9 protein-coding genes are annotated in these 15,235 nt (G+C 56.8%); 3 read left to right on the top strand and 6 right to left on the bottom strand.

The window, feature by feature from the left end; genetic code table 11:
- The first annotated feature begins 56 nt into the window (after positions 1–56).
- On the top strand, positions 57–1,877 hold the full coding sequence (locus ACV1FX_RS13575; RefSeq protein ID WP_473118061.1) for a hypothetical protein: 1,821 nt from the start codon (positions 57–59) through the stop codon (positions 1,875–1,877).
- Between the two features lie 272 nt (positions 1,878–2,149).
- On the top strand, positions 2,150–3,328 hold the full coding sequence (locus tag ACV1FX_RS13570) for a DUF354 domain-containing protein (protein WP_473118060.1): 1,179 nt from the start codon (positions 2,150–2,152) through the stop codon (positions 3,326–3,328).
- A 130-nt stretch (positions 3,329–3,458) separates the two neighbouring features.
- On the opposite strand, the gene wecB is transcribed toward ACV1FX_RS13570, so the two are convergent.
- Positions 3,459–5,864 (bottom strand): non-hydrolyzing UDP-N-acetylglucosamine 2-epimerase, encoded by a 2,406-nt coding sequence (gene wecB, locus ACV1FX_RS13565; RefSeq protein WP_473118059.1) that lies wholly within the window; start codon positions 5,862–5,864, stop codon positions 3,459–3,461.
- Positions 5,865–6,448: 584 nt separating this feature from the next.
- Here wecB and ACV1FX_RS13560 point away from each other — a divergent pair.
- A complete protein-coding gene (locus tag ACV1FX_RS13560) occupies positions 6,449–7,975 on the top strand; it encodes a lipopolysaccharide biosynthesis protein (RefSeq protein ID WP_473118058.1) in 1,527 nt (508 codons plus the stop codon).
- A gap of 201 nt (positions 7,976–8,176) precedes the next feature.
- On the opposite strand, the gene ACV1FX_RS13555 is transcribed toward ACV1FX_RS13560, so the two are convergent.
- The 5 genes from ACV1FX_RS13555 to ACV1FX_RS13535 form a co-directional block, all read right to left on the bottom strand.
- Entirely contained in the window at positions 8,177–8,980 is an 804-nt protein-coding gene (locus ACV1FX_RS13555) for an FkbM family methyltransferase (protein ID WP_473118057.1), read from the bottom strand.
- Between the two features lie 355 nt (positions 8,981–9,335).
- Positions 9,336–10,721, bottom strand: a complete 1,386-nt coding sequence (locus ACV1FX_RS13550) for an O-antigen ligase family protein (RefSeq protein ID WP_473118056.1) — start codon at positions 10,719–10,721, stop codon at positions 9,336–9,338.
- Entirely contained in the window at positions 10,718–11,833 is a 1,116-nt protein-coding gene (locus tag ACV1FX_RS13545) for a glycosyltransferase (RefSeq protein WP_473118055.1), read from the bottom strand. The genes ACV1FX_RS13550 and ACV1FX_RS13545 overlap by 4 nt, the downstream gene beginning before the upstream one ends.
- Positions 11,834–11,880: 47 nt before the next feature.
- Complete coding sequence (locus ACV1FX_RS13540) at positions 11,881–12,975, bottom strand: glycosyltransferase family 4 protein (RefSeq protein WP_473118054.1); 1,095 nt, start codon at positions 12,973–12,975, stop codon at positions 11,881–11,883.
- Between the two features lie 230 nt (positions 12,976–13,205).
- Positions 13,206–15,104 carry a Wzz/FepE/Etk N-terminal domain-containing protein gene (locus tag ACV1FX_RS13535; RefSeq protein WP_473118053.1) on the bottom strand — a complete coding sequence of 633 codons (1,899 nt, stop codon included), beginning with the start codon at positions 15,102–15,104 and terminating at the stop codon, positions 13,206–13,208.
- Positions 15,105–15,235 lie beyond the last annotated feature (131 nt).

The raw sequence follows: 15,235 nt of genomic DNA, 5'->3' as shown, positions 1-15,235 counted from the left end.
TCCCTCAGTGGAAACCCGGCTACCTTTCGTATAGGACTCGTCCAAAGAGGAGCAAAATGGCGGACGATCCGCAGGATACCCGCTGGCCTTGCCGAGGAACGATGCGACAACCGAGGACGAACGACGCCATGGACACGGGCTCTTCGATCGCGTTCTTGCTCCGCAGCGACACCCAATCGCCCGACGATCGCAACCTGGCGGAGATTCTGGATTTTTTCGGAATTCCATGGACGGCGCTCACGGTCAGCGAAGCGAACGAGGACAAGGTAACGTCGCTGACGGCAGATCATCCGCAGTTCTCCATCTTGACTTCCGCGCGCTGCCTTGCCCAAGCCCTGCAGTCCTGCAAAGCCGGAACGTTTCCGGCTTGGATGGCGGCGGCCGCCTCCGTGTTTGTCTATGGATTTGAGTCCGTGGATCCCTGCCGCGCTCTGCTGCGCCAGATCACCGGAGACCCGGACGCGGACATCCGCGGCATTGATGCGCGTCCAATAACCGTATCGGTCACTGATGTGTTTCCAGACATGTGCGGCCCAATGTCGGGCCTACGGATCCAGGCGGAGCCGGGTGCCGTGGATGCGGCGCTCGTCATCCGAACTGATTGCGAATTGCAGAGCATTATCGGCGCGTCCGAGGGACACCTGTTCGTCGGCTTTGCCTATTCCGGCATACGCTTTTTTGCCGATGCGTCGCTGGCGATAATGGACGTTCGAGAACGCGTTGCGACCTACTTTGATGTGAAGAAGCGCTTTGCCGGTGCAGTGCCGATCGTGATGTATCTGAAGTGGTCGTTCCGCGACGTCTGCTGGACCGCCTCCGAAACAAATGCGTGTCTGATCATCGACGATCCACCTCTATGGCCACAGTACGGCCTTCTCGATTTTGGCGAACTATTGCAGTTGGCCGACAAGCGGACGTTCGCGACGACCATCGCCTTCATTCCATGGAACTGGCAACGAACAAATCGCGACACCGTTGCAGCCTTTCGGCAAAACGGCGAAAAACTATCAGTTTGCGTGCACGGCTGCGATCACACCCGCAGTGAATTTGCAGCCCGTTCAGCCGGCGTGCTGGACAGAAGGCTGAGGACCGCCAAGCGTCGGATGCAATCCCTTCTCAATAAGACCGCACTTGACCATGAAAAGGTGATGGTCTTCCCGCAAGGGTTATTTTCGCCCGAGGCTGTGTCCGCCCTCAAGCGAAACGGCTTCTTCGCGGCAGTGAACACGGGTGTCGCACCGGCCGATGGCGCATCGAACCAAACGATACTTGCAGACCTGTGGAGTGTCGCCATCGTCAGGTATGGGGGATTCTCGATTTATACCCGGCGGTACATCAATCATGGTATTGAAAATTTTGCTTTTGACGGCATCCTGGGCAAGCCGTGCTTCATTGCAGGGCACCACGATATTTTCCGAGACCATGGCAGCGAGCTCGCGGAGTTCCTCGAACGGCTTGCGTCCTTGCGGTGGAAACTCTGTTGGCGAACTCTCGGGAACGCCGTTCACCGCAGCTACAGCATTAGGCCGGACGGCGGAACGACCATAGTGAAGATGTTTGCTGAACGACTCCTTATCGAAAATGCTGAGGCGATGACGCGACGGATTCGGGTTGTGAAGCAAGAACCGCAGATCGCCTCCTTGAAAAATGTTACGGTCAACCATGAGGTCGTCGCCCACGAATACATGGATGGATGTCTTGGAGTGATCGTCGATATCCCGCCCGGCAGTACGGCGAACATACGTTGCGTCTATCACGAACTGCCGGATGCTTTCTCGGCTTCGGAGACGGTCTCATACCGACTTGGAGTGGCGGTTCGGCGATACCTGTCCGAACTTCGTGACAATTACGGGCACCTCTTTCGTTTTGGCGTGTAGTCGGAGGCGGACCGCAACGATTGCGGTCACGCTTTTTCGGCCAGTCCGGCACCCCTTCAGCCCGCCACAACCAGAATAGGTAGCCCAAAAAAGTCGAAACTCGGCTGGGATGAAAGAATACACTCTGATACCGGGTCTCAGGTCCCGATGATGGATCGCACGGGCTTTGAAAAAAGTAGCCGCCGGCCTGCCAAGGCAGAGCAGCCGCCGACGCTGGCAGCAAATGTAATGCTGGTGGTGATTAGGATGAAAATTGCAGTCTTCGGTCTTGGTTGCGTCGGCACGACGATGGCTGTCTGTCTCACCGGGCAAAACCTATGCCCGCTCCACTAGTTGCCGATGCCGTCGAACCCGGCCAGGTCCGCCTCGGCGCGGCCGTTGCCGCCAGCCGTACCGGCGCCGGCAAGAAAATCTGGATCGACCTGGAGAACACGCCGCACGTTCCGTTTTTCAAGCCGATCATCCGCGAGCTGGAACAACGCGGCTACACGGTAGTGCTGACCGCCCGCGACGCGTTTCAAGTGTGCGAGTTGGCGGACAAGTTTGGATTGGCTTACAAAAAAATCGGCCGTCACTACGGCAAGAACCGCTTCCTCAAGGCATGGGGCCTCGCCTGGCGCAGCCTGCAATTGCTCGGCTTCGTGCTGAAAGAGCGTCCGATCATGGGATTGAACCACGGCGCACGCGCGCAGATCGTCATCTGCAATCTCTTCCGCATCCCGACGGTGATGATCATGGACTACGAACATTCCAAGACGCCGGCGATCGTAGCCCCACGTTGGGAAATCGTTCCCGAAGTCCTGTTGAACGAGAACCTTCACGCCAGGTCGAAAGAACGCATCCGCAAATATCGCGGCATCAAGGAGGATGTTTATGCGCCGGAGTTCAAGCCGGACATCTTCCTCGGCAAGCAACTCAATCTGAACGATAAGGAGATCATCGTCACGGTTCGTCCGCCGGCGACGGAAGCGCATTATCACAAGCCCGAAAGCGAAAAGTTCTTCATCGAGTTCATGGAGCGCGTGATGGGAGCGCGCGGGGTGAAGGTGGTCTTGCTGCCGCGCAACAAGGCGCAAGAAGCGCATATCCGTAGCAACTGGCCGAATTGGTTCGAAGGCGACAAGGTCATCGTGCCGAAACAGGCCGTCGATGGCCTGAACTTGCTCTGGCACTCGGATCTGGTGGTCAGCGGTGGTGGCACTATGAACCGTGAAGCCGCTGCGCTGGGCATCCCGGTTTACAGCATTTTCCGCGGCAAAAGCGGCGCGGTGGATCGCCACTTGCAAAGAGAAGGCAAGATGGTGCTCATCGAAACCGGCGCCGACGTCCAAAACAAGATCCTGCTTCAACGTCGCGTTCGCAACGCCGCGGCCGACGTCGGGGCCCGCAACGCCTTGAGCGACATCGTTCGCGAAGTGGAAGGCATCGTTCGCGCTGACTGCGGCAAATGATCCAACAGTTCGCGACCGAGCGTCAAATCCATGGTTGAAAACTGAAAATTCTGGTCATCGCCGGCGCGTGGCTTCAAATTAATGAGGTCGCGCCGATCATCAAACACTTGCCTCTCGAACCAGCGTCGCGCTAGTTCCGCCGCGCCGTTTTTGCGGGAAGGTCATCATCGCGCAGCATAGGCGTGGGAGCCAGCCGTTCGTCCGGAAGGCTGTCCGATGAGCACGGCACTACGCTGGCGAGCTTCAGATCGGAAGGGTTGTGGCCGAATTCCATCCCGCGACGCTCGGCGTTGATCAAGGCGTCAAATGAAAGCAGTGGAGAGCGAAACTGCTTGGATCGGTAAACCTTGTGGTTCGAAAGAACCACCAGGGCGTCGGCCCATCCATCGACCTCCTCGAGGGGAAATAGCTCGAGCTCCCAAGCTTTCACGAAGGGGTCATGGCACCGGATTTCGTATCGTTCCGAGAGAAGCCGTGCGATCTCCAAAGCGGGAGTTTCGCGAGCATCATCGACGTCAGGCTTGTAACTCACCCCCAAAATACCGACTCTCCTAGCGGCCGGGCCGATCTTGTTTCGAATTCGCTCGGCGGTGTGCTTGGGCATCTCGTCGTTCAGCTCGCGTGCCGTTCGAATGAGAGCGCCATTGCTGTTGATATCTTCGGTCAAGAACCACGGATCGATGGCAATGCAGTGGCCTCCGACGCCGATTCCTGGCTGCAAAATGTTGACGCGCGGATGTTTGTTCGCGAGCTCAATCGCAGCCGAGATGTCGAACCTGAACTTATCGGCAATCAGGGAAAATTCATTCGCCAAAGCGATGTTGACGTCGCGGAAAGTGTTTTCCATGAGCTTTGCGCATTCCGCAGTCACGAGGGTCGTCTTGTGAATCGCACCCTTCGTGAATGTCGAATAGAGGCGTTCCGCTCTCTGTGCCGCTTCCGGCGACGTTGCGCCGATGATGCGGTCATTGTGCACAATCTCGTGCAGCGTGTTGCCGGGAATCGCGCGCTCCGGGCAATGCGCAACCTCGATTCTCAGATGTTCCGATTGGAGAAGTGGTAGTATGATGTCTTCACAGGTCTTCGGCTTGATCGTGGATTCGATGATGAGAAGATTTCCGTCTTTCATCACGGGAAGCAGTTTGTGAACGGCCGAAAGAACGAAGGACAAATCGCATTTCTTGTTCTCGTGCGGGGTCGGTACGGCTACGACGAAAACGTCGGCCGCCGCAGGGCTCGTCTGAGCCTTGAAGTGTCCGGTCTTCAAGGCCGCCGTCAACAGTTCCGGAATGCCGTTTTCTTCAAACGGGCAGCGGCCGCTGTTAATTTCGTTCACCTTCTTCTCGTTGAGATCAAACCCGGTAACCGTTACGCCTGCGTTCGCAAACAAGAGCGAGGTCGGAAGCCCCATATAGCCAAGGCCCGCAATGCAAACGGTGTCCTGTGTTTGCTGGACCGGCTGTACATGTTGGCCCGTGACGATGTCGAGAATTCTCTCAGCCGTGTGGCCGTCTCCAAATGGATTCGTCCAAGGGGGCACCGGACGATTGAGGGCCGCCACCATCGCTTGCGCGTCCCGGTGCACCAAAACGTTCGCGCCGACATCGACGGTTTCGGGTCGTTCCGTGCGATCGCGAATTGTCACGCAAGGAACGCCGAGAATGCAAGCTTCTTCCTGGACGCCACCGGAATCAGTAATGACAGCCGTGCAATTCGAAAGCAAAGTCAGGAAATCCGAATAGCCGACAGGCTCGGTCCAGGTCAGATTGTTGGGCAGATCGATCTTGCTGTCTTTGAGGACCTTCTGTGTGCGATAGTGGATGGGCCAGCACGCTTGGCCCGGGATTTTCGAGATCAGTTGGATGATTTCCTTCAACGCGTCCGGGTCGTCGACGTTCGCGGCACGGTGAGACGTAAGGAGATAATATCCCTTCTTTTGTAATTTCAATTCGGAGAGAATCTGACTGGTTCTATCTGCTTTAGCGCGGTGAGAAAGTAGAGCATCGACGACCGTGTTTCCGACCTTGAAGATCTTCGACTCCGGAAGTCCTTCTTTTTTCAGGTAGCCGACCTGCAAGTCGGTGACGGCAAAAAGATAGTCCGAAATATGATCGGCTATGATCCGGTTGCTTTCTTCCGGCATCGTTTGGTCAAACGAGCGCAATCCGGCCTCGACATGCCCGACCTTGATATGAAGCTTATGCGCGGCGAGAGCGCCGGCCACCACGGTGTTCGTATCTCCTTGAACGAGCAATACGTCGGGCTTCTCTGAGATTAAGATCGGCTCGAGCGCGATCAAAATGCGGCCCGTTTGGTTCGCGTGACCGCCGGAGCCGACATTCAAATTGTATTTCGGCGCGGGAAGATCGAGCTCTTCGAAAAAGATTCCGTCGAGCCTCTCGGAGTAATGTTGCTTCGAGTGAATGATCAAGTAGTCGAGATTACGCCTCCGGCATTCGCGAATGACCGGAGCCATTTTTATGATTTCCGGGCGAGTGCCTACGAGAATGGCGATTTTCATCTTGGTTACAGGCACGTGTCCTCCGTCGACATCAATCCCCATACCGAAGCGGTTACGAAATTTGGCCCCTGAGCGGGCGAGAGAACCATATCGAAAAATCTCTCCATGTGCGGACCCTTTGGGATTACCCCGTAGGATGCTCGCTTCTCATGGAAACGGATGATGTGCGCGCGTTGCCGGTGTTGCCATGATGAACTATCTTCAGACGACAATGCAGACCGGGCCATTGCGCAGTTTGGTAGGCGATCGGCGATGACCCAAGAAATCGCCCAATCCGGATTTCGCGTTGACGTCGAGACTACCGACGTGCGGGCCGGAGGTTGACGTGAAGACATCCACGATGCGTCGGAGAGATCAATTGCATACCGGCACCTGGAGATCCGGGGCGGGGAGGGGGCAGCGCGGCAGCGCGCCATTCATTGGATCGAGTCGATGTGCAATCAGGGAATTGTCTGGTCACAGAAACGTAAGCGGATTGTTCTGCTCACCGTCGACGGGACCCTTCTACCTGCGCGTCGCTCGCCGCTCGAATTTCGCAGCGCTTCGGCAAGGCGCCGATCGTTCCTGACCTCAGTCGTATTTGAAGGGATATTCCAGTTATGGATGCCAGCCGGACCACAAGGGGAGTTCCCTACTATTCCCTCCTGAAGGGAGCGCCGCTTAACGCGGCCGCAATAACCTACGCGAAGGTTGTGAGCTTCGCCGCCGGCATCCTGGTCGCGCGAATGATCGGGGCAACTCAGTACGGCATGTTCAATGTTGCTCGTAGCGTCCTGGAGAGCTGCAGCGTTGTCAGCCCGCTCGGGTTGGATCTCGCGCTGCAACGCCATCTGGGATCCGCGCCGGAACGGCTTTCCACGCGGCTCGGACAGCTGACATTCTTCCGGCTCCTTACCTTCGGTCTTGCAACCATTCCTCCCGCGCTGGCGGCAGTTGGGCTGGGTGACTACGTCGAGCAGTCGATCTATCGTTATCCGGATTTTGCGAATGTCCTTCTTGTGATGCTCATAGCGCTTCCTTTTGCGACGGATATCGCCGTGCTGGGAGGGGCTTATCGGGGGGTATTGAATCCCGCCCCCTTCATGCTGGCGAACTACGTGGTGCAGCCGACTATCCGCCTCATAATCATGGGCGGGATGCTTGTCCTTGGATTTCGGCTGTGGGCCGTTGTCGTCGCGACGAGCGTCTCCTACATCGTGTCCTGGGCGGTGCTGGCCCTGGTTGCGCGCAAGGACCTGGGCGGTAGCGGCATCCCTCATCGGCAAGATTGGGCGGACGTCCGATCGGTTTTCCTATATTCCCCGAGTTTGTGCGCTTCGGTCATTTTCGTGGTTTGGATCCGGAGCGCCGACGCGCTCTTTCTTGGCCATTATGGGAGCGCGAAGGACGTCGGCCAATACGCCGCGATCCTTATGATCGCACAGCTCATCGGTCTCATTGGAGAGGCGCTGGGGCAAACCTTGGGGCCTCGCGTCGCGCTGTGCTACCGCAACAACGACTTCGCCGCCATGGAACACCTTCTGGCGGAGAACATCCGCCGAATGACTTTGGTCTCGGCCCCTATATTCGCTGCCATCCTTTTTTGGGGGGATCGCATTGATTTAGTGCTCGGGCCAACCTTCGCGGTCGATGCGAGCGTGGTTGCGTTCGTCGCAGCAAGAATATTTCTGCAGACCATATTCGGTTACAGCGGATTTGCACTTTCCATGACAGGATGGCACGTCCGGGAAGCAATTCTCCTGGGCTGCGGCGTCTTGCTTTCGGTGGTGGCCTGCTGGGTGCTGGTGCCGCTCTTTGGACAACTCGGCGCTGCGCTGGCGAGCTTTGCGTCGATGGCGATGATAAACTTGGCCCGCCTCGCCATGGTTAGCAGCATGTTTCGCATCCGGATGGTCGGAAAGCCTGTCGCGACTGTGACTGCAGTGGCAATTGCGACAGCAGGTCTGGTGTGGCTTTTGTTGAAGCCGATCGAAGCCCGGACCCTCTTTTTCACAGTGTTTGAAGTTTCGGTATTCCTCACGCTTTTTGCTGGCGCGGCATGGAGTCTGCTTACGACCGATCAAGACCGCGACATTATATCGAATGTCTGCAGGCCATTTCGTGGCTTGGTGGGGAGAGAAGTATGAACGTCCCACGTTTACGGTTGCTCTATGCTGAATAAGCGCCGGGCCCGCGCGATACTCCTGGGCGCGCAGTAGGGGACTACTGCTTATCTTGGTTCTTGCGTTGCGCACGCCTGCAGGCGTCGACGCGCCTGAGCGTTAAGCACCCGCCCGCGGGCCTTATCCAGCGGGAGAGGCTAGATGCATGTTCTCTTGCGATCTCTTTCAATGGTCATTCGAAACCTTGCGCCCCGTCGGGCAGTACAGAAAGTTGTTGATATAGGCAAGGCTCCTGCGGCTTTCGTGCCCAGTTTCGAAAGCCTGCGACGGCAGTCGATTGCTTGCATTGTCGAAGGTTCTGGCAGGCCGACGCTTGCCGCGCTCAAAATAGAACCCTTCGTAGCCAAGATCGGAGAGGCTCTTATCAATCCGGCTAAGCCCGCCTGGATTGTGCCGTTCCTCGATCTCTATGAGCAAGCAGGGCCGTTCGCGGGCGATGGTTTCTCGTCCTCCGTCAAGCACGTCCTCCTCATGACCTTCCACGTCGATCTTGATGAAGGAGATGTTCTTGAAGTCATAGTTGTCCAGCCGGCGCAGAGGAACGTCGATCGACCGAGAGAGGCGCTCATCGGCGACGACGCGCGCTTCGAGGCTTGCCATGCCCTTATCCTCGCCGCGAGAAGAAACGAGCGGAATTCGCAACTTCGTTCGACCTTCCCGAGACGACAGCGCGACATTCTCGACCGCAACATTCTTCATCCTCAACCGGCGGATCCGTTCGGCGACTTCCGGAATCGGCTCGAAGGCATAAACGTAACGAGCCATTCGACTGAGATGATATGCATAGACCCCGGAGCTGGCGCCGATGTCGAGAGCAATGCCGTCTCTGCGCACGTAGTTGTGCAGTTCGCGCAGTTCCCACTCTCCAGTGTGGAGATACTCCTGCCAAAAAGACTTGCGCATCCCCAGCCGGTATCTCATCTCCGCCAATCGTGGGTACTGTGAGATCTGCGTCGTCTTGTCTAACATCGTCAATTCCCGAAACCTGGTCTATCCGAGCCGTGCTGGCAATGGGAGGCCTCGTAGCTGCTTCAAGTGCGCGCACGCATTGCAGCGGTCGCCACCCTCGGTGATTGCCGAGCCTCGGCTCAGGCAATATTGCCAACTGGGTGACGCCTGATACAGCCGGCCATAGGGATATCGTGCCTACCCAAAAGGGATTAGCCCGCCCTCAGTTTCTCAGATGATCGTTATGTTCGGACGCGATGGCCGCGGACCCGTCGACGTCACAAGGAGCAACGAAATCCTGCTGCCGCGACAAAGCCTTCCGATCCAGAAATGGCTTGGTATCAAACCGGTTGTTAGTCGCTCAGACGTGCCGCCGTCAGCCGCCGAGCGTTGGGGACCTCCAGCGTGCCGCATCTCGCCTGTGATCCGGAAAAGGTCGCACTGCCGATCCTGCGTGTGTGGCGGGCGTCGGCGACCGGCGAGCGCCGCGTTCGAGCCGCAAATACAATGGGATCGCGGTCAAAGACAAGAAAGTCAGCGCATCGAGCAGGTCATGAACTCCGGATATTCCGGCCGTCTCGAAGAATGAAAACAGCAAGCTCAAGATTGGAAAAGCCAGAAGCAGCCAAAAGAAATCGCGTTCGCGACCGGCAGAGGTCTTCGCGCGGTCAATACCTGTTGCTAGGACCGACGCAATGCAACCTAGCAATAGGATCAATCCAACGATCCCTGTTCCGAGAATTACATCTAAATATCCATTGTGGGGATCGACGGCGGCCGAAAAGAGTTGGCCCTGGAGGAGCGGCTTGATGTAATCGTGCGTTCCGGCGTAGTAGCCGTACCCGAGCAAGGGCTTCTGCCAGATTGCGTCAAGCACGACGCGCCAGATGTCGGCGCGTCCAGTGAAGGTCGCATCGCGCCCAACCATGACCACGAGGTCCGCGCTGTAAAGAGAGAAGAGTGTAAACGCCAAAGCGCTTACCCCAATGACAATCAGCAGAAGAAGGGTTCGCGAAACGGGAGCAGATCGTAAGAGAAAATAGTAGACGGCCAGCATGCACAGAGCGACCCATGAGCCAACCGATTGGGCGAATACCAGGCACGCAATCGCCGCGATAATACATATCACCTGAAAACCGACGGACGCGCCTATCAGGCGCCGGAAAGACAGGAAGATGAACAAGCTGGTGGATGCTGCGGCGCCCAGTTGATTCTTATGCCCGAATACGCCGCGCCACAGGCCGGCGCGAGCGTCTCCGAGGGCATCATCCAGTTGATGCGTTCCATACTGCGGAAGAGCGACTGCCATCACCACGCTCGCGAGTATCAGAAACGCTAATACTCTGACTATGGTTTTGCAGAAGACCTCGATATCCAGAATCTGACAGATGGCAGCAATGGCAACGATATATAGAAGCAGTAGGGAAGCCTCTTTAAACGTGTCGTATGGATTCACGGACCACATGGTCGATGCGAGGCAAAAAAGCGGGTAGATGATTGTGACTGCCGGAAGGCATATGTCTGAACCCCGATACAGGAGGGCAATTGCGAGGCAAAAGAAAGGAAATGCCATCTGGAGAAAGTAGACTAGTTTGTTCTCCACTTGCCCTTCGATCGGAACGGTCGGATCGACACCCGAAATCAGATAAAAGAACGGGTATACGAAGATTAGCAGCAGGCCGATGAGAAGCAGTTCGGCGACTTTCGAGTAGATGAGGCCGGATATCTGGGGGTGTACATTTGAGCTCGTCAGGGATCTCATCCGCCGTTCTCCACCAAAAGCCCGGTCAAAAAGTCTCTATAGTGGTCAAGCATGCGGTCGGCTGCAAAATTTGCGGCAACAAATTGGGATGCTGCACGTCCAACGGTTTCTCGCTTGACCGGCTCGCTCAGCATCTGGAGAAAGTCTACCAGGGATGTTGTATCTCCGGCCGGGAATAGAAAGCCGGTCTTCCCAGGAATGACCATTTCGGCAGCATTCCCGACGTTGCTGACAACGACTGGCAGACCCATTGCCATCATTTCCAATGTGGCAAGCGGCGCCGCCTCGAAGAAACTGCAGAGGACGCCAACATCGAAAGCGCTGGTGTAAGGTCGTACGTCCTGCTGGAGTCCGGAAAAGACGATATGCTCCAGCATCCCGTGTTGTTTCGCATACTGCTCAATGGCCGATTGCGTAGGACCACTTCCTACAAGCAGGGCTTTGGCCGGATACCCCCGGTCTCGAAGTATTCGGATGGCGTCGACCAGCTGCGAATGATTTTTTTGAGGACGAAAGTGGCCGCACAGGCCGATTACATAATCGCCCGGTCCGAACCCCAGCATTGAACGGGTCCGATCTCTCCACTCATTGACCGAACGCGTCGAGAATCGACGCAGGTCGACACCGTTCGGAATGACGATGGCGGTCGGAGGTGAGTATCCTCGATCTTCCCATAGCTTGCGCTGATTTCGGGCAACATAAACCACTGCGTCGGCACGGGCGACGACGGAGCGGTAGATAGGATGAAATACCCGCTCTCGGGCAGTCTGAAAGTCCGGATTGTGGATTACCGATACGAGTTTGGCATTTGAGCTGGCCAGGCGCCGTGAAACAGTAGCAAAGAGCAATGGTCGCTCGTCTATCGCGACAATTATGTCGGGGCTGTGGGTGCGGATTATGCGTGACAGGCCGAATATCGTGCCAATGTCGTAGATCCGGTTGCCGTTAAGCATCCTGATGGAGTCTTGGCTGAGGTGGACCGTCGAATGAGTGCTTGTGAGGCTCACTGTCGTGCAGGCATCACCGTGGGTCGCCATCGCATTCGCAAGCTGAAATGTGTGGACCTCAGCACCTCCCGGACCAAGACTGTTAAGAACGAACATCACCCGCATGAGTGTCTCTATAGGTTGAAGTGTTGCGGCCAGGCTACGCAGTAAGCCTAACCGTGGGCTCGTATAGCATCTTCGTAGACGCCCGTAGTTTCTCGCGCGATGACCTCCCAGCTCAGTTCCGCGCGAGCATGCTCTGTTGCGCCGCGCCGCAGTCTCTCGTCCAGCGTCTCGGTCGCGATAAACCGCTCCATTGCATCAGCCAGAGAACCTACGCTTTTCGGCGTAACCAACAAGCCATTGTGCTCATTCATGACCACGTCGGGCAGTCCTCCGACGCAGGTCGCGATGACGGGCCGCCCGAACCCGAAAGCCATCGCGGCGACCCCGCTCTGAGTGGCATCCGTGTACGGAAGTAGAACCGCACTCGCCCGGCGGAAGAGCTGTGGAATTTCGTCGGCGAGAAGATGACGGTCCATCAATTCGACCCAGGGCATTTGGGCGATCCTGGCGCGATACTGTTCTAGATCGGATCCCGTTCCCGCAACCACCAAACGAAACTGTAAGCCTCTCGAAGACAGAAGCTCTGCGGCCTGTAAGGCATATCCAAGGCCCTTATAGGCTTCGATCCGTCCAAAGAATAAAAACACCGGCGGTTTCTCGGGAATGGTTTCCGTTCGGCCTTGATCGTCCCCGAGCACACCGTGCCGAACTGACGCAAGTTGAAGGGTCCGCTGCGGCTCTCTTCCTCGCCATTCCTCCCGAATTCGTTCGCCATGTACTATCAAACGATCTGCACGAGTACGCAGACGTATCCGATAGTCCGCAGACTTCTCGGCCACGCGCCGGTCAGCTCCGCTATGCGGGACCGGATCGTGCACGGTGACGACGAGTGGAGTCGAATACCTCAGGGCGTCGTTGGTCCACGTTGGAACACAACTCGTCACTTCCTGAACGTGAATTACGTCAGGTTGAAATCGTCTTATCTCACGCGTCAGCCTGATGGCGTGGATCAGCGCGCTGCGACGTCTGAGCTGTCCAAACCACAGAACATTTCCACGTCTCACGAGCTCATCCCGCAAAGATTTGGAAAGATCATGCTGGGCATTGGACGAGTCCAGGATCAGTAACACCTCGTGATGCCTATCAAGCGCCAAGGCGAGTCGGGACGCGTACTCCGCGTAGTGGAACGATACGAGGGCCACCCTCACTTGTAGTCCCCCACGGCTGGCGGGGTGGGCGCGACTACCAACGAAACGATCTTGCGATCATGGTCCATCATTATCAGAAACCATGATGATCTCGCGCTATCGACTCTCTCCGGGCTCGCGCCGCCAGTACGAACCACGCGCATGAGACGCGTGCGCCGGCGGGCGAGCCAAGCCTCGTTCGTTCCTTTAGAGCATATAGCGCATCACGTGTGGGCAGCATCGTATCAAGATCCCAACTCGAAGTCTTTCAGGAAAGTCGTATCCGCCTTGTTCAGCGCGACCCCGAGCATGAGTTCGTTTATTCCGCTACAGACTTTAAGCGCATGCGCGGCGACACCGACATTCGTGCGCCCGCATTCGGCAACAAGGATGAACGAATCCAATAGGTGGGCCGCAGCGCGAACATCGGCAAACGGGGCCACGGCCGGCAGATCGACAATGATGTATTCGTAGGTGTTGCGAAGATTTTTGAACAGCTCGTCGAGGGCCTCCGATCTCAGGGCATCGCTCGCGTAAATCGGTCGAGAGCTACTGCCGGCTGGTAGAAAGGACAGCCGTGATGATGGATCGGTCCACGTTATTGCGGGCAATGAAACGGACCCTGTCATAGCATCCAGAATGCCAGATGCGGCAGCCGGAGCTAATCCGGCCGACAGCGATCGATCTCGCAAATTGCAATCCAGCAGGACAACTCGAGCCTCGGTGCGTGCTATGAGTAACGCGAGGGCCGCCGCAATGGTGGACTTTCCCTCTTTGGGTCGCGTTGAGGTAATCCCAATAACCTGCATTCGCTTGCCGCTACGGGTCATCGAATCGATGGCCAGCTTGATTTCAAGAAGCGACTCGGTAAACGGGGACTGTGGTGCATCCGTAACGGTCCAAATTGGACTCTCCATACGTACAATGTTTTGCGATCGTGGATCTGTCGACGTTGCACGCTTAGGAGCCCGTTCGCCATCTGGCGATTGGAAGGCCAGGCCATTGCGTGCTGGAATCTTTGCGCTGGAGCTCGTCGGCAGTCTTCGCGCAGAGCCGGCGAAGAACGTTTTCAACCTTCCGCGGACGCCGTTGGACGTGATCATCGGCACAGTTGCGATACAGGGGACATCGAGGTCATTCCAGACCTGGGCACTTGCACGGATGCTTTGGTCTGATAGATCGCGCCACACTCCGAACGCGACGCCAAGAAGCAGCCCCGCGATGGTCGACAATCCAAGCACGATTGTGCGCTTCGGCGAACTGGCCTTTAGGGGAGGCAAGGCCCTGCTGATCAGACTCGCCTCGAGCACTGGCGTGGCTTGCTGTCGCGCCGCCTCATTCCGACGCAGCACGCGCTGAAAATTGTCATAGGCGCCTTTGGATGAGTCGGCAGCTGCAGCCAGTGCCCGCTCCGCGCCCGCATTGCCAGCATCCGCTGAATCCTTGTTCCTGCGATAGTCCTCCAATGCCTTTTGGGCAGCTGATGCTTGATTGCTCAACTCGGTCAGTCGATTCTGAATCCACGCCTCATCCTGCAAACTGAGATTGTATTTTGCGTCCATTTGACGGGCGATATAGATTTCCGGAATCGTGTTCAAGATCTGCGCAGCTCGCTCAGGGTCGGCCGAGTCGAAGCTCATCGAGACGATATAGGTGAGACCCACGCGCTTAACTGAAAGCTTGCGTTGGAAGGAATCCAGGGCATGTCGCATCACCGTAGATTCCGAGTCCGGCTTGCTCCAGCCGAGCAACTGAGTGAGCGAGCGGATCATGCCGCCTACGATGCCGGTTCGCCCGACAAATTCCGGATCCTCGGTTAGATCGAGTTTCTGCATCACGGCACGAGCGATACTCTCGGATCTCAAGATTCCGATCTGACTTTCCACGATCGTTGAAACGGACGCAGCGTCTGCCAAAGGCGCTTTCGACTCAATGACGAGATCGGCGTCAGCGGTGTACGTGGGTACGACAGCGAGGAGGTAGAGGAGAGCGATGCTCCACGTTACCAAACACGTCAACGATATGATCCAGAGACGCCGCAATATGAAGTGCGCCACATCCGCCAGGGACACGACCGGCAAACCTTCGGGCAACGCAGTGTCACGATTTATCGAATGATTCGATCTAATGGGCGTCTGCAGCATGTTATTCCTACCAGCACTAACAGTTGCATTGTCCGGCCTTCAATGTCCGGCTTGACGGTGTGGCGACGCGAAATTGATGACATCAGCTCAGCGAAGGCGTCGTTTCGCGCGACGGGACGTGAGCGAGACCC

This window comes from Bradyrhizobium ingae (genome assembly GCF_055791185.1).
The sequence above is the reverse complement of the archived record's forward strand: the minus strand, read 5'-3'. Positions and strand labels throughout refer to the sequence as shown.